Genomic DNA, 20585 nt, shown 5'->3' with positions numbered 1-20585 from the left:
GGCTGATCGGTGTGCCGATTCCGGTTATTCTGCTTTTGTGGCTGTTCTTTCATTGATGGTCGATTGACGGGAGGCACGTGACACCGCTAAGGCGCCCTGCGTCGGGGAGTAGCGCAGTCTGGTAGCGCGCCTGCTTTGGGAGCAGGATGTCGCAGGTTCGAATCCTGTCTCCCCGACCAAAAATCAGTGACTTGGCGAATGCCCTCCGGGGCGGTTTACATCGCAGCGCTTCGCGGGGCGTCCCGTGATTGCCGCCGGCCCCGCCAATATGGAAGGCGCTGGTCGCCACCATGCACCAAGCCTTTGGCGTGATCGACATCATGGTGTGCAATGCGGCATCAAGCCCCTATCATGGGCCGATGCACGGCATCACAGACGATCAGTTCGAGACACTCCTGCGCAACAATATCCTGTCGAACCAAGGGCTGATGCAATGGACCGCGCCCGGCATGCACGCCCGGCGCGGCGGCGCGACGATCACGCTGGCTGGCATATGAGCGAGGCAGCACCTCTTTATGCCGCGCGCTTGCTAGGCCTGTTGAACGCACAGCCACAGCGTTCCGTCGATCGCGCCGACCATCCAGCCCTGGCCTGGCGCCGGGCAGGGTTGATGACGATTACGGGGCGGCCGGATGGACCGGCTCTGGTCTGCCCTGCGCCGCTGGCATCGGCGGCGGACGGCGCCATGCTGGCTTTGCGCGCGTTGGCGCCGGACGCCGATGCGTTGCCCGTAAACGGCGCGTTGCTGCTGGGGGAGCGCGCGCGCCTCATGGGTTTCGGGCGGCAGGGGTGCATCTCGGCCAACGGCTCCTGTCGGCTGATCGACACGGCCGATGGCCGGATCGCACTCAACCTTGCCCGGGACGAGGATTGGGATCTCATGCCGATCCTGTTGGACGCGGAGACAGTCGATGGATGGGACGGAATCGCCCGAGCGGCTTCGCGATGCGCGGTCGCCCACATCCTCGCTCTGGGGATCGAACTGAGCCTGCCGATCGCGCAGGACGGGCCGGTTTCCATACCGGTTTCCCCCTTTGCGATCACTCCTACTGGCTCGGCAGGGCTGCCGGCGCGGGCGCCGGTCGTGCTGGACTTTGCCGCGCTCTGGGCCGGTCCGCTCGCGGGGTCGTTGCTGGCCATGCTGGGCGCCGATGTCATCAAGGTGGAGAGCCTGTCCCGGCCCGATGGCGCGCGCCGCGGCCATGCCGGCTTCTATGACCTGCTGAACGAAGCGAAGCGCAGCGTGGCGATCGACTTTGGCGATCCCGCGCAAATGCGGCAGTTGCAGGCCCTGGTCGATCGGGCGGACATCGTCATCGAAGGATCGCGTCCGCGCGCGCTCAAACGGCTGGGTATCGATCGGGAACGGGTGGTCGCGCGCGGCGGGATCTGGATATCGATCACCGGCCATGATGATCCCGATCGGGTCGGCTTTGGCGATGATGCCGCGATCGGGGGCGGCCTTGCGACCCATATGGCCCGGGGGTGGGGCGAGGCGCTGTTTGCGGGGGACGCCATTGCCGATCCGCTCACCGGCTTGCACGCGGCGCTCGCTGGCTGGGCCTTGTGGCGGCAGGGGCGCGGGGCGCTCGTCCATCTCTCGTTGACGCGCACCGTGGCCTTCGCCTGCGCGGCGGGCGTGGCGCAGGGGAAGGAACTGCAGCGCTGGCAGGCGATGGCGGAGCAGGACGGCACGGCGCTATATCCCCTGCGCACGGGCCAGGGGACGGCGCGCGCCAGTGGCGCGGACAATGCGATCCTGACCTAGTCCTCGATCGCGTCGATCAGCCCCCAGGTGAGCGCTTCGGGCGCGCGGACCCGTCGACCCGACAGCATCATGGCCACCGCCCGATGCCGCCCGATCCGACGCGTGACGCTGACCGTGCCACCCGCGCCGGGGATCAGGCCATAATCCAGTTCGGGAAGCTGGAACCAGGCGTCCGACGTGGCGACCACATGTCGGGCAAAGGCGGCGATCTCGATCCCCGCGCCAATGGCCGCGCCCGTGATCCTTGCCTCCAGCCGATCGGCGATCAGCGCGGCGCGCGCTGCCGGCAAGCGGAGCGAGCGAACCCAATGCGCCGTGGCCGGATCACGCGCTTCGCCAAATTCGCGAATGTCGCCACCCACGGAAAAGCACCGGCCCGCGCCCGTCAATCGCACCAGGCCGATGGTCGGGTCGGCGAGGGCCAGGTCCATCGCCGCGCACAGCGCATCGCGCATCTCGACATCGATCGCGTTGCGCGTGCCGGGGCGGTTCATGTCCAGCGCCAGCAGCCCGCCGTCCCGAGTGACCAGCAATGGCGGGCCGTCGGTGGCGATGGCGGGCATGGCGGGGCGTCGTCCCTGCCAGCGGCGAAATTCCGGTCCCATTTGCACCGTGGCATAAGCCATGCTTTCGGCGACCAGTGCCTGGGTTACGGGCAGGCCCTCGCTTGCACGCAGATGCTGGACCAATATCATCGCAGCGACCGGCGCACGCAGGATCCGTTCGATCAGCAAGGCGGCGGCGACCTCATCCGATACGATCGTATCGCATGCTTCGGCCAGGCGGCCGTGACCGATGCCGATGACGGGGCAGGGCAGCATGCCCAGCATCGCGGCGTCGGCGCTGTCCGCACCGGCAAGATGAAAGGCGATCGCGGGAAAGCTGCTGTCAGGTCCGAACATCTCGCGTGGCGGATGCGCGGACAGCAGATCGACCAGGGCCGGGCCGGAGAGAATGGGCACGGTGGGTGGGGATGCCGCCCATCCCGCCCGAGGCTTCGTCAATGGTGCGATCCTGATGGCTCGATGACGTCGTCCATCATCTGGCTGCGCGTCATCGACACATCGGACATATGGGCTCCTGCGGCGGGTTGCCATGCTTCCTGCACGAAATCCCGACCCGTCGAGCGATGGTCGGATCGGACGACCTGTCGCCATGGTCGCGCCAGTGAAGGAAACAACTCACTTGCGGGCATATCCCATCTCCTCGCCTGCCCATTCCCTGGCTGGTACGCCGCCGGGTTTCCGCCTCTTTCCGCCGAGCCTCAACGCACGAATGCTGGTTCATGCTTTGCATAACACGCATAAAAATATTAGCGCAGGAGTCAAACAAGGAGGCTGCCGCCTGCGCCAAGCATGGCGCGCCTGCCCTAGAAGGAACCCGATGACGGGCGAGATGGAACTGAAGGAGACTGCCGCCATCCTGCTGCGTGGCGCAGAGCTGGATGGCGCGCGCCGCGACATCTCCCTCGCCGGCGGGCTGGTCCGGGCGATCGCGCCCGCTATCGATCCGACGGGCCACAGCCTTGTCATCGAAGCGGACGGGGGAGCGCTGCTGCCCGGATTGCACGATCATCATATCCACATCAATGCCACCGCTGCCGCCTTCAATTCGGCCTTGTGCGGGCCGCCGGCGGTGCACGACGCCGCCAGCCTGATCGCCGCGCTGCACGATGCGCCGGGGGAGGGCTGGCTGCGCGGCATCGGCTATCATGATTCGGTCGCGGGCGCGATCGACCGGGACTGGTTGGACCGCAACGCTCCCTCCCGGCCGATCCGCATCCAGCATCGCTCGGGCAGGCTCTGGATGATGAACGGGCTGGCCTTGGCCGCCATCGGTGCGGACCCCAGGGCCGACGGGCGCTTCCTTGACAGCGACGCCTGGCTCAAGGACCGATTGCCGATCGTCGCGCCCGATTTGCTGCCCGTCGGCCGCGCCCTTGCCGCCTTTGGCGTGACGGGCCTCACCGAAGTGACGCCGCGCAATGACCTGGAGGACTATCGCCGTTACGCGCTTGCCGGCTTGCCGCAACGCCTGCTGGTCATGGGACGTCGCGATCTGGACGATGCCGCTCCGATCGCCTTGACGCGGCGCGGCGCGGTCAAGCTCCATTATCATGATCATGACTTGCCCGGGCTCGATGCCTTGGCCCAGGAAGTGGCCGGCGCCCATGCGGCGGGCCGCCCCGTAGCATCCCACTGCGTCACGCCGGCCGAGTTGATGCTGACGCTGGCCGCGATCGAGATGGCCGGCCCCTATCGGGGCGACCGCATCGAACATGGCGCGATCATCGGGCCTGAAACCTGTGACTGGATTGCCAGGCTTGGCCTCACGGTCGTGTCACAACCCCATTTCCTGGCCGAACGCGCGGGCGCTTACCGCACCGATGTCGACGCGGTCGACCGTCCGTTCCTCTATCGGCTGGCAGGCTTGAAACGCGCTGGTATCCCGATCGCGGCGGGCAGTGACGCCCCCTTTGGCGGTCTTGATCCCTGGGTGTCGATGGCCGCGGCGGTGGAGCGCCCTGCCGGTTTCGGCGCGGACGAGGCCTTGACGCCGGAGGCGGCACTGGCCCTTTATACCGGTCCTGCCGAAATGCCGGGCGGTCCACCGCGCCAGGTTCGCGAGGGCGAACCGGCGGATGTCTGCCTGCTCGACCGACCATGGGCCTCAGCCCGCCGCGACCTCGCCGCCGTTCGCGTTCGCCTGACCCTGGTCGATGGCCGCATCGTTCATCGCGCTGATTGACGCCAGAGCCCCGGCCCGCGAAGCGGACTTCATCGCCTTCGCAGGATATAGATATCCATGATCCAGCCGTGCCGCGCCCGGCTGTCGGCACGCACGGCCTTGATCGTCTGGCCGACCTTGGATAGCGGCCCTTCGACCAGGACTTGTTGCGCCATGCCGAGATAGGCCCCCCACCAGATGTGGATGCCATCGGGGGGGATCGCTTCGAACGCACAGCCTTCGTCCAGCATGACCACCAATGTATCGGCATGATCCGGCCAGCCATGGGTACGCAACAGGCGACCTGTCGTGATGGTGATCGGTGCGCCCAGCTGGTTGAGCGACAGGGCATGGGCAGCGGTCAGCGCCTGAATGCTGGTGATGCCGGGAACGACCCGGACTTTTGTCGTCATGCCGATGCTGCTCAACCGTTCAACGATGCGCAGGCTGCTATCGTAGAGAGAGGGGTCGCCCCATATGAGGAGGGCGAGTCGCCCGCCTGTGGGGAGGTGCCGCCTGATCTGCTCGGCCCAGATGTGGGCGATCGCGTCATGCCATGCCGCGACGGCATTCAGATAATCAGGGGTACCGCTGGCGCGCACGGGCAGGTCGAATTCCACGACATGCACAGACGGCGACAGCATCGCCGCACAGATGTCGCGGCGCAGGTCGATAAGGTCCGATTTGGCGTCGCCCTTGCGCGGCAGCAGAATGAGGTTGGCGGCGTTCATCGCCTTCACGGCCTCGGCCGTCAGATGGTCCGGATTGCCCGTGCCGATGCCGATCAGGCTTATGTCTATCACCCGTCCCTCGCGATCATGTGGAAGAAACTGCCGCTGACCCGGTTACGCCATGATCCTGTTTCGGCGACGACCATGCCGTCCGGATCCGTCACGCGCGCAAGCGGCGGATCCCGCTGCTCTACGATGCTGGAATAATGGAACTCGTGCCCACGCAGTCGCGTGCCTGCGGTGAGGCCGGATATTGCAACCATCAGTTCGGCCCTGCGATAGCCAAGATGCAGCCTGGGTTGCGCCTGACTGGTCACCATGCCGAGCAGGCCGGCCATGCGGTGCGCTGTTCCTTGCCGATCGATCAGTGCCTCTCCCAACACCATATAGCCGCCGCATTCGCCATGAACGGGACGGCTTTGGGCATGCAAACATAAGCCGGCGAGGAAATGGTCCGCGTCGGCGATGCGGCCTGCGTGAAGTTCGGGATAGCCGCCGGGCAGCCAGACCAGGTCGGCCGCAGCGGCTGGGGCTTCGTTCGCGAGTGGGGAGAAAGGCAGTATTTCCGCGCCGGCACGGCGCCACCCGTCGAGCAGATGGGGATAGAGGAAGGAGAAGGCGATATCCTGGGCGACCGCGATGCGCTGGGCTGGCGGGGCGATCACGCCGGCGGCCGTACGGGGGGCCGGATCGGCATGGGCCTTCGCTGCTTGGCGGATGGCGTCGATGTCCACCCTATCGCGCAACAGCGCCGCATAGCCATCGATCACATGATCAAGCGCCTGCTGTTCGGCCGCCTGGACGAGGCCCAGATGGCGTTCCGGCAGCGAGAGATGGCTCTGCCTGGGGATTGCGCCCAGCACGGGAATGCCGGTGGCAGCCAACCCGATCCGTACCATCCTTTCGTGTCGGGGACTGGCAACGCGATTGAGAATTATGCCGGCGATGGAGAGGCTGGGATCCAACCGACAAAAGCCCAGGGCCGTGGCAGCGGCAGATTGCGCCTGCCCCGAAACGTCCAGTACGAGCAGGATCGGCCACCCCATGCGACGGGCAATATCGGCGCTGGAACCATTGCCCGCCGCCCCTTGGGCGGTCGCGCCGTCGAACAGGCCCATGGCCCCCTCGACCAGGGCGATATCCGCCCCTTCGGCCTGGGCTGCGATGGTCGCGATCAGGCCCGCGTCCATTGCCCAACTGTCGAGGTTGAAGGACGCGCGTCCCGCGGCTGCCCGGTGAAAGCCCGGGTCGATATAATCCGGCCCGCTCTTGAACGGCTGCGCCACCAGATCGGCCTCGCGAAAGGCCCGCAGCAGCCCCAGCATGACCGTCGTCTTGCCCATGCCGGACGCGGCTGCTGATATCACCAGCCCGGGCGTGATCATTCCGACAACCCGGCAAAGCGCGACGCAGCCCCCTGCGGGCGGAAGCGTCGATCATAATCCGGCGCATACAGGCTGCTTTCGGCGAAATCCTGGGCCGCCAGCGTGCGGCCCACCAGGATGATGGCGGTCCGCTCCGCGCAGCCCCTCGCGGCCGTCTCGACCGTCGCCAGCGTTGCGCGCAAGATGCGCTGGTCCGGCCAACTCGCACGCCAGACAATGGCGACCGGACAATCCCCGCCATAATCGGGGAGAAGGTCCGCAACCACCTGCGCAAGATTGTGGATGGACAGATGGATCGCCAATGTGGCGCCCGTCACGGCGAAATTGGACAGGCTCTCGGTCGCGGGCATGGTGCTGGCACGGCCGGGCGTCCGGGTAAGTATCAGGGACTGGCCCAGCGCGGGTAGCGTCAATTCCGTTTCCAGCGCGGCGGCAGCGGCGGCGAAGGCGGGCACGCCGGGCGTGATGGTAAAGGGAATCGCCATGGCGCGCAGCCGGCGCAACTGTTCGCCCATGGCCGACCAGACCGACAGATCGCCTGAATGCAGCCGGGCCACATCCTGTCCTGCGGCGTTTGCGGCGGCGATTTCGGCCATGATCGCGTCAAGGTCCATGACGGCGGTATTCACGATGCGGGTGCCCGGTGCGCAATGATCCAGCACGGCGTCGGGGATCAGCGAACCGGCGTAGAGGCAGACGGGACTGGCCGCGATCAGGTCACGCCCCCGCAAGGTGAGCAGATCCGGGGCACCTGGCCCCGCGCCGATGAAATGAACGGTCATGTCGATACTCCTTCGGCGATCGCGCAGCTTGCCAGGCGATCCGATGAAATGACGCGCGGGGCGATCAGCCGGGCGCTGGCTCCCCCGGCGGCGGTAAGGGCACATGCCTCTGCAACGCTGCCGGTACCGCGCGCGGTGTGCGCTGCGGTGGAATGGGAGAGAAGGGGCAGCGCTGTGCGCCATTGCGGGGCTATCGGGATGAGCGGCAGCGAAAGCAGTCGGGCCAGTTCGGCAGCGGGCTCTATCTTGTCCTCCAGCGTCGCCAGGCCGGCAAGGACGCCATCGCCGTCCCACGCCTGTTCCAGCGCGGCGCGCAGCGAGGCCATGGTGGCGCTGCGGCGAAAGCCAAAACCGGCAAAGATCATAGCGTCACGCTCCACTGCACCACCGGATAGCGGGATCGCCAGCCATGGCGGCTGCCCAGCGGCGCGGCATCCGCCAGTTCGATGCGCAACAGCGTACCGCCATGGCGACCATGCCAGGCGATCAGAAGAGCCTCGGATTCCAGCGTTACGGCATTGGCCACCAGGCGCGTTCCGCAGGGCAGGTCGTCGCGCAATCGCCCGAGCAGCATCGGCGACAGGCCACCACCGATGAAGACGGCATCGGGAGGCTGGCTTGCCGGCAAGGCATCGGGGGCATGGCCCGATATCACCGTCAGCCTGTCCATGCCGAGCGCCAGCGCGTTGGCGCGTGCCCGGTCTGCGCGGACGGGATCGGCCTCGATCGCGATGGCGCGATTGGCGGCGTGGGCAAGCAACCATTCGATGGCAATCGATCCCGAACCCGCGCCGATATCCCAGAGCAGTTCGCCCGGGCGCGGTGCCAGGGCTGACAGCGTGAGCGCCCGGACCGGGCTCTTGGTAATCTGCCCATCATGATGGAACATCCCATCGGGCAGGCCGCTGGTGCCGGGCAGGGCAGGGCCGTCTCCCGCCACCGCGACGCCGACCATTACAGGGTGCACGATGTCCATCGGCATCATTGCTGCCGCTGTCACGCAACGTACACGCTCATGTGGGCCGCCCAGGCGTTCCATGATGTGCAGGCGGGATTGGGCGAAGCCCTTATGGGTCAGGTAATCGGCCAGTTCGGTCATCGCGTCGCCGTCGCGCAACAGGATGAACAAGCGCTGCCTTGGCGACAGGTGCGGCCGCACCCGTTCCAGCGGCGCCGCGTGAAGGCCAAGGCAGGCAACGTCCTGAAGCGCCCAGCCTAGGCGGGCGGCCGCCAGGCTGAAGGTCGATGGCGCGGGATGGGCGATCCATTCGCACGGGGAGAGATGCCGCGTCACGCTGTTTCCCGCGCCGAACCAGAAGGGATCACCTGATGCCAGCATCACCACCCTGCGCCCGCGCTTCTCCAGTAACTGCGCGATGCCGTCCGCGAAGGGGACTGGCCATTCGATCAGCGGACAGCTAAGCGCGGGCAGCAGCGACAGGTGGCGACGCGCACCCATGACGAATTCCGCTTGCGCCAATGCCGCGCGGCAAGTGGAGGATAGGCCATCGGCGCCGCTTTCACCGATGCCGATGATCGTCAACCATGGGGGCATCGCCATTTCGACAATCTCCTCATCCACCCCGAACATCCTCCTGCTGGGCGGCACGACGGAGGCCACTGCGCTCGCCATGTTGCTGGCCGAGGCACGGATGACCGCAACGCTGAGCTATGCCGGACGCACAGCGAACCCCAGGCCCCAACCGATCCCGGTGCGGGTCGGCGGTTTTGGCGGCGTCGATGGGCTGGTCGATTATGTGCGCAGCCATCGGATCACGCATGTGGTGGACGCGACCCATCCCTTTGCCGCAACGATGAGCGCCCATGCGGTCGAGGCCGCAGCCCGCACCAACGTCGCCCTTGCTGCGCTTACCCGCCCGGCCTGGACGCCGGGCACCGGGGATCGCTGGACGCAGGTTGCCGACATCGCGGCCGCGGTTGCTGCGCTCGACGGTCCAGGACGCAGGATCATGCTGGCGCTCGGTCGCCAGCATGTGGCGTCCTTTTCGGCACAACCGCACCATCATTATATATTGCGCTTCGTCGATGCGCCCGACCATCCGCCGCCTCTGCCGCTGCACAGTCTGATCGTGGATCGCGGGCCTTTCACGGTGGATGGCGACAGCACCCTGATGCAGGCGCATCGCGTGGACCTTGTCCTGTGCAAGAATGCGGGCGGACCGGGCGCGGCCGCAAAACTCGCCGCCGCACGCCAGCTCGGCCTGCCGGTCCTGATGATTGATCGGCCATGGCTGCCCGACCGCCTGCTGTTCGAGGCGAGCGAGGATGTGCTGCGCTGGATCGGTCATGCCGGGATCGACCGAGGCGTGTAGAGGATGGGGCCGATCGGGCGCTCGATAATCCGCGTCTGGCTCGACCCGACAATCACCATTGTGCGCATGTCGGCCATATCCGCCCGTGCCGTGCCAAGGGTCGTGACATGCAATTGCTCCTCGGGCGTCGTGACCGCGCGGGCGAACAGAATGGGGCGCTCTGGACCGCAGCTTTCGCGCAGGATCGCCAGCGTCCTGGCAAAACCGTCCGGCCTGGATCGGGAGCGCGGATTATAGAAGGCCATGGCGAAGTCGGCCGCCGCGGCCAGCCGCAGTCGCCGCTCGATCACCGACCAGGGTTTGAGATTGTCGGAAAGGTTGATGGCACAGAAATCATGGCCAAGCGGGGCGCCCGCACGGGCAGACGCGGCGAGCATTGCGGTAATACCCGGCAAAATCTGGATATCCAGGGTGCGCCAGGAAGCCGGCCCTGCCTCCAGTGCCTCGAATAGCGCCGCAGCCATGGCAAAGACGCCGGGATCGCCCGACGAGACGATTGCCACGCGCCGCCCACGCGCAGCCAGATCGAGCGCCAGCGCCGCCCGATCCAGTTCCACCCGATTGTCCGACGAATGCCGCACAAGGTCCTCGCGTGGGTCCACTCGTGCGACATAGGGCGCATAACCGACAAGGTCGCTGGCGCGCGCGAGTGCGGCGCTGACTTCGGGCGTTATCAATGTCGCGCTTCCTGGCCCCAGGCCGGCAACGGCGATCCAGCCGCTCACGGCCTGCGCCCCTGGCCATGGATCAGCAGGATCGAGAAATAGGGCGTCACCGTCTGTGCGTCGACCAGTCGGGTTGCGCGCTGCTCCGGCATCGCCGCATGTTCGACCAGCCATGCCTGTTCCTCCCGACCAGCCGCCCGGATCGCGCGGCGCAGCTTGGGGAGATTGCGGCCGATCTTCATCACCACCAGAGCATCGGTCTGCCGGATATGCCGGACCAAATCCTCCTCCGGCAGGGTCGCCATGACGACAGTGAGCACGTCGTCGCCCCAGCATATGGGCAGGCTGGTCGCGTTCCAGGCACCGGCCATGCCGGTGATGCCCGGTACGACGGATACGGGGACGCGCCCGGACAGTCGACTGTGCAGATGCATGAAGGACCCATAGAAGAACGGATCGCCCTCGCACAAAACCACGACATCCTCGCCGCTGCCGGCGGCAACCATCAGTCGCTCGGTACACTCGGTGTAGAAGCTCGAAAGCATGGCATTATAGCGCGGGTCGGAAACGGGAATCTCCGTTGTCACCGGATATTCCATTGCAATCTCGACGGCGTCCGCCCGCAACATTCCCGCCGCGATGCGGCGTGCCTGACCGGGGCGTCCCTTCTTGCGAAAAAAGGCGATATGCCGAGCGCCCCTGACCAGCCGGTCGGCCCGTACGCTCAACAGGTCCGGCGCCCCGGGGCCAAGGCCGACGCCGTGGATCGTGCCCAATCGCTCCATATCGCTCATTCGACGCGGCTCGCCAGCGCATTGATGGCCGCCACGGTGATGGCACTGCCACCGAGCCGCCCTTCCACGATACAACAGGGGGCCGGCATGGCCTGCCAGAGCGCCGCCTTGGATTCCGCTGCGCCGACGAACCCCACCGGACAGCCGATGATGGCGGCGGGGCGTGGGCAATCCGGTTCTTCCAGCATGGTGAGCAGGTGGAACAACGCGGTCGGCGCATTGCCGATGGCGACCAGCGCCCCGCCGAGATGGGAACGCCACTGCTCCAGCGCGGCGGCGGAGCGCGTGTTGCCCATATGCCGGGCAAGGTCGGGCACCGCGTCATCATGCAGCGTGCAGATGACCGGATTGTCCGCCGGCAGGCGTGCACGGGTAATGCCTTCCGACACCATGCGCGCGTCGCACAGGATAGGGGCACCGGCCGTCAGCGCCGTGCGGGCAGCGATTGCAAAGCCGGGTGAGAAGCGGATATGCGGCGCCAGTCCGACCATGCCGCTGGCATGGATCATGCGCACCGCGACAGGTTCTTCTTCGGGGCTGAAACCGGCCAGATCGGCTTCGGCGCGGATGATGGCGAAGGACCGTTGGTAAATGGCGGGGCCATCCTTTTCATAATCATATGGCATCAGCAGGCTCCAAAATGGCTGAGCAACCGATTGCGATCGAGGCCGGTGTGCAGCGGGGCCGTGCCTGTCGTGGCATTGAGCGCGAGGTCATAGGCTCCGTTGCGCCCGGTCAGCATCACATCGGCCCGCGCCGAGCGGGCACAGCCCTTCGGACAGCCCGATACATGCAGGCTTCCGGCCACCTTCGCCGCTAGGCGCATTGCTATCTGGCGGGTTTCCACGCTTGCCTGCCCGCAGGCGGGCATTCCGGGACAGGCATCGACACGCCGTAATGGCGCGGCCGGATCGGTCGTCAGGTCGGCATGGCGGAGGATCTGGCTGTCGCCCTCAACCACCAGGGTCCGCCACGGCGTTACACGGACTGCGCTCGTCCCCTGCATATCTGCAAGCTGGAGCAAGGTGGCCGCCTTCATGCGGCCGAAGGCGACGCCATAGGCGACGCCCATGTCGAGCGGGCCGGGCAACAGCATCGGCAGTGCCGGGGCAGGGTGGTCCGTTCCGCTGGCCCATTGGGGCAGTGGGGCTGGATGGCGTGCCATGCGCCCACTGCGCGCGCCGCCGCTCTCCACGAACCAGCGCGCGATCGCGATCAGCCCATCCGCCGCCGTCTCTCGTTCGACCCGGATGCCGGTGGCATGCCCGTCCGCACGCAGGATGAGATGCCCATCGCGGCTTCGCTCGACGCGAAAATCCCCCGGTTCCTCTGCAAGCAACCGTCCGGCACCGGCATCGATCACGAACCCGACCTTGCCGGGTAGACCGGGAAGGTCATTCAACCGGCCCATGATGTCGGTGGCGATCCGATGGCTGTCGTCGTCTGTCCGCCAGCAGGGGGTTACCAGGATATTGCGTTGCCCTTCCCGCACGGGACATGCGTCCACCAGGTCATGCGCAAGGAGGTCGTCGAGCAGGACACGCCAATGCTGGGCCGCGACCCCTCGTATCTGCACATTGGCGCGCCGGGTGAGGTCGATCAAACCATTGCCATAGGTCATCGCGACCTTGCCCAGCACAGCCATGGCCTCCGGCGTCAGGCGAGCGTGACGCGGCTTTACCCGCATCAGCAAGCCATCGCCCGCCATCATCGGACGCCAGGCGTCGGGGCACCAGCCCCTGGCCATGCCGGCATTTCTGTTCGGGTCGTCCGGACCCATGAGGCAATCCCCCGCGCGCTGCGGCAACGATGGCGGGGCTTGCCGGGCATAGCCGGTCGACGCGGGCGCGGCGGGCCTGCGCGTCAGAAGCCCGTCACTACGCGAACGTGCAGCCCCAGCCACACGGTTTCGTCGCCCAGACGGAGATTACCGTGCCAAGACCATTCCCTGGGTCAGGGCAAGAGCGAACAGCGCACCGGCCGGTCTCCTGGCTCACGGGTCGTCGCTTGATGCACGCCTTCCCGGATCGGCAATCGGCCTGTCCAGTGGCTGCCCTGGATGACAGGGCCTGCGCATCGCACTATCCGCTTACAGTTGCAGGGACAGCTGCGGATTTGGGAAGATATTCCCGCACCGCATTCCCGATTATGCTTCTTGCGAAGCACCGGTACGATCATGATGCACCGCGGATCGCCCCGCGGCACGCCGCCTCTCTATGCCACGCGCTGACATAAGCCAAGGCCGGATCGTTTGCCGATCATCCAGAAGCGGCCAGCCGACGGGGCAGGCGTCGCGATATTGCGGCGGCGATGCGCGTTACGACATGTGCGCCATCGATACGGGGGGGGGCATCGGTACCGGGGCCGCATCCAAGGGAGATGATGATGGCCGATCAACTATGCCGCCAACCGCATTTGGGCGCGATCCTGGAAGGGGCGGGCGGCGGCGATTGGTCGCAATCCCGGCCATATCCAGGCCCTCGCCGGACTGAGGCCGGCCATCGCGGACACGGACGCCACAGCGCCACCCTCATCCAGCCGACCGCCGTCGCCGCCGAATGAGCGACGCCGCGTCGATCAAGGCAGCAGAGCCGGCTGCTGGTCGGGGGCCTCGATCATATCTGGACCCGTCCGGAACAACCCGCCCAGGTGGAGATCGCGGCATGGACGGTCCAATATTGGCCCCAGAATTTGGCGTCGAACAGGGCTTGGCTGGTGTCGATGTCACCGTCCCGGAAAGCACCCGTGCGGTATCATGTCGCGATCGCTCTCCCCAAATGTGACACCCTGTGGGAAATGCGTGCGCGTAACGATGGAACGCCCAACCGGTAGAGCATATGAGCGATGCGATGATGGAGAACGGCGGTCAGCGCGCCAATCGCGTTCGATTCGCCAGACTGCGCCGCCAATCCATGTCAGCAGCCCGAACGATCGCGCTGTCCCGCTCTTCTTGGGACAAATAAAAAGGGCGAGCCGTCAGGCCCGCCCTTTCGAAATCTCGCCGAGGCGAAGATTACTTCGCGTTCGCAGCGTTCTCGGCAACGTTCGCGGCGTTAGCAGCTTCGTTGGCGGCGTTAGCAGCGTTGTCAGCGGCGTTAGCAGCGTTCTCGACAACGTTTTCGACGACGGCGTTCGAAGCGTTCGCGGTCTCGTTGGCCGGCTTCTCACCGCAAGCGGCGAGGGCCATCAGACTGGCCGAAGCGAAAACAACAGCGATCTTCTTCATTGTGTACGGCTCCCATAGCATTATGCCGCGTCTGGCACGTTACAAATGTGACCCTACGCGAGCGACCCGCATTAACGTGTGCGTTGCACAAATCAATGCTTTTCTAACGTCGGTGAAGCGGCAGAATCACGCGACGGGGCGTTGTCTACTATAAAAGTTCAGTTAATGCCCAATGTTTCTGCCGCATTTGCAGCAATGTTCAGCGTGACAGCCCAGGCCGCCACATTCTGTCGCAACTGGGTCAGATCCACCTTGTCCAGCGTGTCGTCCGGCGTGTGATGGATGTCGAAATAGCGGGCGCCGTCCTGTTGCAGGTCGATCACCGGCACGCCGGCATCCACCAGCGGTTCGATGTCCGATCCCCCATGCGCTTTGTCCCGGCTCGGCACGATGCCCAGCGGCGCCAGGCCCTGCGCGATCCGGCCCGACAGGGCCTCATGGCCAGCAGGCAGGGTGAAGTCGACCTTCCACACCTTGTCGGCGCCGAAGTCGGATTCCAGTACCAGTGCATGCGGTTCCTTGCCGTGCGCGGCGAAATAGGCGCGGCCGCCATTGCCGCCCACTTCCTCGGCGCCGGCGAACAGCACGCGGATCGTGCGGCGCGGCGTGCCCGTGTTGGCAACCTGCAGCGCGGCGGCGGCGACGATGCCGCAGCCCGAGGCATCGTCGATCGCGCCGGTGCCCTGGTCCCAGCTGTCGAGATGGCAGGCGACGACGATCACGCCGGCCTTGGGATCGCTACCGGGGATTTCGGCGATGACATTGCCCGACGGTTGCTCCTTGGCGGTCTTGGATACGGCGGTCAGGTGGACCCGCACCGGCTTGCCCCGTGCAACAACGCGGGCCATCTGCTCGGCATCGGGCACGCTGACGGCAACGGCGGGGATCGGCGTCACGCCGTCAGCCCACATCTGCACACCGGTATGGGCGATGCGATGATGATCGGTGCCGATCGACTTGACCAGGATCGCGATCGCGCCCTTCTTGGCGGCGATGCTCGGCCCCTGGCGCCGCGCCGCGCCATAATAGCCATAGCCCGACCCATCCTGGGCGGCGACCATGTCATGGCTGACGAAGACGATCTTGCCCTTCACCGCACTGTCCGGCGCGGCCTGCAGGTCGGCGATGGTCGGGAAATAAGCGATCTCGCCGTCAATGCCCTGTGCCGGGGTGGACCCGCTATTGCCGAGCGCGGCAACCACCAGCTTCTGCGGGAAGGGAGCGATGATCGCCGCCTCGTCATGGACCCGTTCCCACAACGGCATCGTATAGGGTTCGGCGCGGACGTTGGCGAAGCCCAGCGCCTTGAGCTTGGCAACGGCCCAGTCGCGCCCGCGCGCTTCCAGCGGCGTGGCCGCCGGGCGCGGGCCGACTTCGGTCGTCAATCCCTCGGTGATGGACCAGGCGACATCGTCTTTCAGCGCGGCTTCGCGAATCGTCGCGTCGCTGGCCGGGGCGGCCTGGGCGAGGGCGGGGGTGAGGATGCTGCCAAGGAGCAGGGCGGCGAGCTGGCCCGATCGGATTTTCTGCATGGCTGAAGGCTTACTCAGACATACCCCATTTGCCAATGGCTTCCGCCTCCGCTAATTCGGCGCAAATTTTCCTGTTCATACCCTTGGAGCTGCGCGAACCCATGTCCGCCTCATCGCAATATGCCTATGTCATGAAGAGCATGACGAAAACCTTCCCCGGCGCGGCGAAGCCGGTGCTCAACCAGATCAACCTGCAATTTTACCGCGGGTCGAAGATTGGCATCGTCGGTCCGAACGGTGCGGGCAAGTCGACCCTGATGAAGATCATGGCCGGTATCGACACCGATTTCTCGGGTGAAGCCTGGCCGGGCGAGAATATCACCGTGGGTTACCTGCCGCAGGAGCCGCAGCTCGATCCCAACAAGACCGTGCTGGAAAACGTCAAGGACGGCGCGCGCGAGATCGCGGACAAGATGGACCGCTTCAACGAGATCAGCATGATCATGGCCGATCCGCCGGAGGACGTCGATTTCGACGCGCTGATGGAGGAAATGGGCACGCTGCAGGAACAGATCGACGCGGTCGATGGCTGGACCCTCGACAATCAGCTCGAAATCGCGATGGAAGCGCTGCGCTGCCCGCCGTCGGACTGGTCGGTGGAAAGCCTGTCGGGCGGTGAAAAGCGCCGTATCGCGCTGACCCGCCTGCTGATCCAGAAGCCGGACATCCTGCTGCTCGACGAACCGACCAACCATCTGGATGCCGAAAGCGTCACCTGGCTGGAAAACCACCTGAAGGAATATGCCGGGTCGGTGCTGATGATCACCCACGACCGCTATTTCCTCGACAATGTCGTGGGCTGGATCCTGGAGCTCGATCGCGGGAAATATTTCCCCTATGAAGGCAACTACTCCACCTATCTGGAGAAGAAGGCCAAGCGCCTGGAGCAGGAAGACCGCGAGGCGACCGGCCGCCAGAAGGCGATCAACGACGAGCTGGAATGGATCCGTCAGGGCGTCAAGGGCCGCCAGACCAAGTCCAAGGCGCGCATCAAGAAATTCGAGGAACTGGTCGCCAACCAGAATAACCGTACCCCGGGCAAGGCGCAGATCGTCATCCAGGTACCCGAGCGCCTGGGCGGCAAGGTGATCGAGTTCAAGGGCATTTCAAAGGCCTATGGCGACAAGCTGCTGTTCGAGGACCTGTCCTTCCTGCTGCCGCCGGGCGGCATCGTCGGCGTGATCGGCCCGAACGGCGCAGGCAAGTCCACCCTGTTCCGTATCATCACCGGCCAGGAAACGCCCGACACCGGCGAAGTCGATATCGGCTCGACCGTGCGCCTGGGCTATGTCGACCAGAGCCGCGACCATCTCGATCCGACGAAGAATGTCTGGGAAGAAGTGTCGGACGGCCTCGATTATGTAAAGGTCAATGGCCATGACATGTCGACCCGCGCCTATGTCGGTGCCTTCAACTTCAAGGGGCAGGACCAGCAGAAGAATGTCGGCAAGCTGTCGGGTGGTGAGCGCAATCGCGTCCACATCGCCAAGATGCTGAAAAAGGGCGGCAACGTGCTGCTGCTCGACGAACCGACCAACGATCTTGACGTCGAAACGCTGGGCGCGCTCGAAGAAGCGATCGAGAATTTCGCCGGCTGCGCCGTGGTCATCAGCCATGACCGCTTCTTCCTCGATCGCCTCGCCACCCACATCCTCGCATTCGAGGGCAACAGCCATGTCGAATGGTTCGAGGGTAATTTTGAAGCCTATGAGGAAGACAAGCGTCGCCGCCTGGGCGATGCCGCCGATCGCCCGACCGCGCTGGCCTATAAGAAGCTGACGCGCTGATAGACTTGGGAGGCTGGCACAGGCCTCCCATAAAATTCTGTCAGAACAAGGATTTGCAACGCCCGGTATCCATCTGGATGCCGGGCGTTTTGCTGCGCCATCGCTCCAGCGGTAACGAAGTTGCAATATCTGCAACAGGGGTTCCGCCCTTCGCAATTGCGAAAGAATGCGCTGCACTGCACATAGGACCTGCCTTTCAGGCATCCTCTCCTAAAACTTATCAAGGCCGGCCTTTCGGGGCTGGCCCTTTTTTTGTCCATCGAACGTGCGGTCTCAGACGGGCAGGCTCAGGTGGGGATGGGGCAGGTCGCGGGCGGCCGGGCCAGCGCGGCATTGTTCAGGAAATCATGGTCCGTCAGCGCGTCGAGAAAGGCGAGCAGGGCGGGCATGTCGACATCGGCCAGCATCGGCGCGGCATGGCGGCGGATCGCCGATTCGATCGTCGGCGACTGGCCGTCATGCAGCCAGGGTCCAGTGACGGCGACATTGCGCAGCGATGGCGTGCGGAACTGCTCGGGCGGCGGCTCGACGCCCGGGGGCAGGGGCTTGCCGCCATAGGCCGCGCTGTCCGCCTCGCGCGGGGCGCTGGTGCCGACATAATGGGTCTTGCTGTCGGTAAGGTCCGTGCCGGAATGGCAATCGGCGCAGCCTGCCGCCTTGAACTGCGCCGCCCCGCGCGCGGCCAGCGGCGACAGCGCGCCGCGATCATGAGCGCTGCCGAACGAGATCATCGTCCGCTGGAAAACGGCAAGGGCGGCCGTCACTTCGGCAAAGCCGACCCCGCCCTGAGCGCCGGGGAAGGCGGCGGCGAACATCCGGCGATAGCAGGGATCGGCGCCGATCCGCCGGGCCAGCCCGGCATCGTCCTGCGCCAGCCCCATCTCGACCGGCTTGGTCCCGGTCATCGGTACCATCGCCTGCTGCTCCAGCGTGCTAAGCCCTGCCTCGGTCCAGGTCAGGCCGCTGCGCCAGGCGACATTGGCAAGGCCCGGCACATTGCGCACCCCCATGTCGCCCATCACACCGCGATGGGTGGACAGGCCGTCGGCAAAGCCCTTCTCCTGCTGATGGCAATCGGCGCAGGCCATGCTGCCATCGGCCGACAGGGCGCGATCATAGAAAAGCCGGCGCCCGAGCGCGACCTTCGCCGCGCTCATGCCATTGTCCGCCGGGATGCTGGGCGCTGCGACGCCAGCGGGCAGGGCCGGCCAGCGCCAGGTCGGACGCACGGCGCCCAGCCCTGTCGCCAGCAATGCCGCCGCCCCGATGATAGCCGCTCCACCCAACCGCATCCGCCGTCCCCTTCGCCGCGCATGACGAACAAAGGCTGACCGATCCGCAGGCCGGGGTAAAGGGGGAGGGGGCGAGCCTGCTCGATCGAGATGGAGGATAGCGACCGCCGCCAAATGCCATTGCTTCGAGCGAAGTCGGGATACTCTCTGCCGGCCGAACGGCTGCTGAAGGGGGCGGGATGGTAGATGGCTCTCTACACCGTCACCCCCGCGCAGGCGGGAATCGATGCCCCCAGCCTGGTGCTTGACGCAAGGTCCGGAGATGTCGAAGAAAGGCGCGGGCCTCTCTCGACCCGCTTTCGCGGGAATGAAGAAAACGGTGGGGAGCGGACGTACCGCTCTTGTCTGATTGCCCCGCTCGCATGTCTTCATCATTTTTCGTTCGTAAGCGGCTTCAACGTCGCTTTCGTGCTTGGCTCCTTGCCTTCAACCGCTTTGGTAGGCTGCCGCTTTGCGGCGGGTTCCGGATTCTCATACAGTGGACGGCCGCGTGGTTTTGGCACTCGGAACACGACCTTACAGTCCTCAGAGATCAACACGCGAGAACCATCCGGCAAAATCGCCAGATACTTGCTAGATATCTGTCTTAGGACAACCGACTTTGAACATGTCGTATGCGTAGTCAGCGCGTCTGCGTACGGTAAGAACCGGTCAGACTGCCCCTTTGTGGCGCCGATACAAAATAGCGATAAAACAAAGCCACCTAACAGCGCTCCGGATTCGAATGTCCAGTTACCAAATTCTCGCTTTTCGCAAAGCACCATCCACGCTATCAGGACGGGCACTTGAAAGGCCACCCAAATAGTCGGATATGGAAACTGTTCATCTGAGAGATACTCGTAGAGCGCTCTTCCTCCAAAAATAAGAAAGATAGCAATAGCGATCCAGTTGAGGAACTTCCTCATTTTCCGATTGGTAGCGTGCGCGCCTGCTTGCTGATCTAGCGGAAGAGCGTTCGCCATATCGACGGCGTAGGGTGTTGCGGACGTAAGACGGGTCAGAGTTATAACCAAGGGAAACAGCAGCGAGAGGACATAGACCCGAACCATGTCACTAATTGAAACTGAAAACAGATCAGACGCGGAAGCGTAAACGACGATATTCGCGCCAAACCCCAGACAGTAGCTCCAAAGAAATAGGGCAGAGCCAAGGATGTGTGCGACCGGTATGGCAACGAGGGTATGTCCAAGGCGCTCGCTTGTTGTCATTACAATGCGATATCAGCGCACTTAGGCGCGCGCCACCCCTTCCTCAATCAGTACAGAAGCGGTCCCCACGCTCCTTCAGAAAACCGCAGGCTTCAGCCTTTTTTGGTACCAATTGCAAAATCCTCTTCTCGGCACGATGCATGTCGTAGGTTGGTCGGTAGCTGCCATCAATCCGTCAGCCGTTCGAGGCGGGCCTGTCCTATTTGGCGCAATCCTGATCTACTCGGACCATGGAAAGTCGCCCCGATCTCAGCCGCTCTACCGACGCTGTCGCTTTGGTGTCGCTTCGCTGTCGCCTGACTGTCGCGTCGGCGACGCGCGGCGGTGACCTTGGCTTTGGCCTCATCGTGGCGTC

19 protein-coding genes, 1 tRNA gene and 1 riboswitch are annotated in these 20585 nt (G+C 65.1%); of the genes, 6 read left to right on the top strand and 14 right to left on the bottom strand.

The window, feature by feature from the left end:
- Nucleotides 1–102 precede the first annotated feature (102 nt).
- From PMI04_RS11920 to PMI04_RS11910, 3 genes are all read left to right on the top strand, one after another.
- A tRNA-Pro gene (locus PMI04_RS11920) sits at nucleotides 103–179 on the top strand.
- A gap of 69 nt (nucleotides 180–248) precedes the next feature.
- Nucleotides 249–497: an SDR family oxidoreductase gene (locus PMI04_RS11915; protein ID WP_037485353.1), complete on the top strand. Its 249-nt coding sequence runs from the start codon at nucleotides 249–251 to the stop codon at nucleotides 495–497.
- A complete protein-coding gene (locus tag PMI04_RS11910) occupies nucleotides 494–1768 on the top strand; it encodes a CoA transferase (RefSeq protein WP_007705571.1) in 1275 nt (424 codons plus the stop codon). Before PMI04_RS11915 ends, PMI04_RS11910 begins: the two co-directional genes overlap by 4 nt.
- Here PMI04_RS11910 and PMI04_RS11905 read toward each other — a convergent pair.
- Nucleotides 1765–2772: an enoyl-CoA hydratase/isomerase family protein gene (locus PMI04_RS11905; RefSeq protein WP_007705569.1), complete on the bottom strand. Its 1008-nt coding sequence runs from the start codon at nucleotides 2770–2772 to the stop codon at nucleotides 1765–1767. The two genes, PMI04_RS11910 and PMI04_RS11905, sit on opposite strands and share 4 nt — an antisense overlap.
- A gap of 379 nt (nucleotides 2773–3151) precedes the next feature.
- Between PMI04_RS11905 and PMI04_RS11900 the strand changes: the two genes are divergently transcribed.
- On the top strand, nucleotides 3152–4516 hold the full coding sequence (locus PMI04_RS11900) for an amidohydrolase family protein (RefSeq protein WP_007705567.1): 1365 nt from the start codon (nucleotides 3152–3154) through the stop codon (nucleotides 4514–4516).
- Between the two features lie 29 nt (nucleotides 4517–4545).
- Here the strand turns inward: PMI04_RS11900 and cobF are convergent, their stop codons facing one another.
- The 5 genes from cobF to PMI04_RS11875 are packed head-to-tail and all read right to left on the bottom strand — an operon-like array spanning nucleotide 4546 to nucleotide 8954.
- On the bottom strand, nucleotides 4546–5298 hold the full coding sequence (gene cobF, locus PMI04_RS11895) for a precorrin-6A synthase (deacetylating) (protein WP_007705565.1): 753 nt from the start codon (nucleotides 5296–5298) through the stop codon (nucleotides 4546–4548).
- Entirely contained in the window at nucleotides 5295–6611 is a 1317-nt protein-coding gene (locus PMI04_RS11890; protein ID WP_007705563.1) for a cobyrinate a,c-diamide synthase, read from the bottom strand. The genes cobF and PMI04_RS11890 overlap by 4 nt, the downstream gene beginning before the upstream one ends.
- On the bottom strand, nucleotides 6608–7393 hold the full coding sequence (cobM, locus tag PMI04_RS11885) for a precorrin-4 C(11)-methyltransferase (protein WP_007705560.1): 786 nt from the start codon (nucleotides 7391–7393) through the stop codon (nucleotides 6608–6610). Before cobM ends, PMI04_RS11890 begins: the two co-directional genes overlap by 4 nt.
- Complete coding sequence (locus PMI04_RS11880) at nucleotides 7390–7758, bottom strand: cobalamin biosynthesis protein (protein WP_007705557.1); 369 nt, start codon at nucleotides 7756–7758, stop codon at nucleotides 7390–7392. Before PMI04_RS11880 ends, cobM begins: the two co-directional genes overlap by 4 nt.
- Entirely contained in the window at nucleotides 7755–8954 is a 1200-nt protein-coding gene (locus tag PMI04_RS11875; RefSeq protein ID WP_007705554.1) for a bifunctional cobalt-precorrin-7 (C(5))-methyltransferase/cobalt-precorrin-6B (C(15))-methyltransferase, read from the bottom strand. Before PMI04_RS11875 ends, PMI04_RS11880 begins: the two co-directional genes overlap by 4 nt.
- Between PMI04_RS11875 and PMI04_RS11870 the strand changes: the two genes are divergently transcribed.
- The gene (locus PMI04_RS11870) at nucleotides 8920–9726 is read left to right on the top strand and encodes a cobalt-precorrin-6A reductase (RefSeq protein WP_081490984.1); all 807 of its coding nucleotides are present in this window, start codon (nucleotides 8920–8922) and stop codon (nucleotides 9724–9726) included. The genes PMI04_RS11875 and PMI04_RS11870 overlap by 35 nt on opposite strands.
- On the opposite strand, the gene cobJ is transcribed toward PMI04_RS11870, so the two are convergent.
- The 6 genes from cobJ to PMI04_RS11840 all read right to left on the bottom strand — a co-directional run bounded on the left by cobJ (nucleotide 9699) and on the right by PMI04_RS11840 (nucleotide 15943).
- The gene (gene cobJ / locus PMI04_RS11865; protein ID WP_007705548.1) at nucleotides 9699–10451 is read right to left on the bottom strand and encodes a precorrin-3B C(17)-methyltransferase; all 753 of its coding nucleotides are present in this window, start codon (nucleotides 10449–10451) and stop codon (nucleotides 9699–9701) included. The two genes, PMI04_RS11870 and cobJ, sit on opposite strands and share 28 nt — an antisense overlap.
- Complete coding sequence (cobI, locus tag PMI04_RS11860; RefSeq protein ID WP_007705545.1) at nucleotides 10448–11185, bottom strand: precorrin-2 C(20)-methyltransferase; 738 nt, start codon at nucleotides 11183–11185, stop codon at nucleotides 10448–10450. Before cobI ends, cobJ begins: the two co-directional genes overlap by 4 nt.
- Nucleotides 11182–11811 carry a precorrin-8X methylmutase gene (locus tag PMI04_RS11855; protein ID WP_007705543.1) on the bottom strand — a complete coding sequence of 210 codons (630 nt, stop codon included), beginning with the start codon at nucleotides 11809–11811 and terminating at the stop codon, nucleotides 11182–11184. Before PMI04_RS11855 ends, cobI begins: the two co-directional genes overlap by 4 nt.
- Complete coding sequence (locus PMI04_RS11850) at nucleotides 11811–12932, bottom strand: cobalamin biosynthesis protein CobG (RefSeq protein WP_052028026.1); 1122 nt, start codon at nucleotides 12930–12932, stop codon at nucleotides 11811–11813. The genes PMI04_RS11855 and PMI04_RS11850 overlap by 1 nt, the downstream gene beginning before the upstream one ends.
- Nucleotides 12933–13145: 213 nt before the next feature.
- A riboswitch (cobalamin riboswitch) is annotated at nucleotides 13146–13370 on the bottom strand.
- 828 nt (nucleotides 13371–14198) lie between these two features.
- Complete coding sequence (locus PMI04_RS11845; RefSeq protein ID WP_007705538.1) at nucleotides 14199–14411, bottom strand: hypothetical protein; 213 nt, start codon at nucleotides 14409–14411, stop codon at nucleotides 14199–14201.
- Nucleotides 14412–14569: 158 nt separating this feature from the next.
- Nucleotides 14570–15943, bottom strand: a complete 1374-nt coding sequence (locus PMI04_RS11840; protein WP_007705535.1) for a M20/M25/M40 family metallo-hydrolase — start codon at nucleotides 15941–15943, stop codon at nucleotides 14570–14572.
- A 101-nt stretch (nucleotides 15944–16044) separates the two neighbouring features.
- Here PMI04_RS11840 and ettA point away from each other — a divergent pair, with 101 nt between their 5' ends.
- Entirely contained in the window at nucleotides 16045–17730 is a 1686-nt protein-coding gene (gene ettA / locus PMI04_RS11835) for an energy-dependent translational throttle protein EttA (RefSeq protein ID WP_007705534.1), read from the top strand.
- 287 nt (nucleotides 17731–18017) lie between these two features.
- Here the strand turns inward: ettA and PMI04_RS11830 are convergent, their stop codons facing one another.
- Nucleotides 18018–19022: a cytochrome-c peroxidase gene (locus PMI04_RS11830; protein WP_007705533.1), complete on the bottom strand. Its 1005-nt coding sequence runs from the start codon at nucleotides 19020–19022 to the stop codon at nucleotides 18018–18020.
- 371 nt (nucleotides 19023–19393) lie between these two features.
- Nucleotides 19394–20230 carry a hypothetical protein gene (locus PMI04_RS11825; RefSeq protein ID WP_037485346.1) on the bottom strand — a complete coding sequence of 279 codons (837 nt, stop codon included), beginning with the start codon at nucleotides 20228–20230 and terminating at the stop codon, nucleotides 19394–19396.
- Between the last annotated feature and the right edge of the window lie 355 nt (nucleotides 20231–20585).

This window comes from Sphingobium sp. AP49 (assembly GCF_000281715.2).
Taxonomy (GTDB): domain Bacteria; phylum Pseudomonadota; class Alphaproteobacteria; order Sphingomonadales; family Sphingomonadaceae; genus Sphingobium.
The sequence above is the reverse complement of the archived record's forward strand: the minus strand, read 5'-3'. Positions and strand labels throughout refer to the sequence as shown.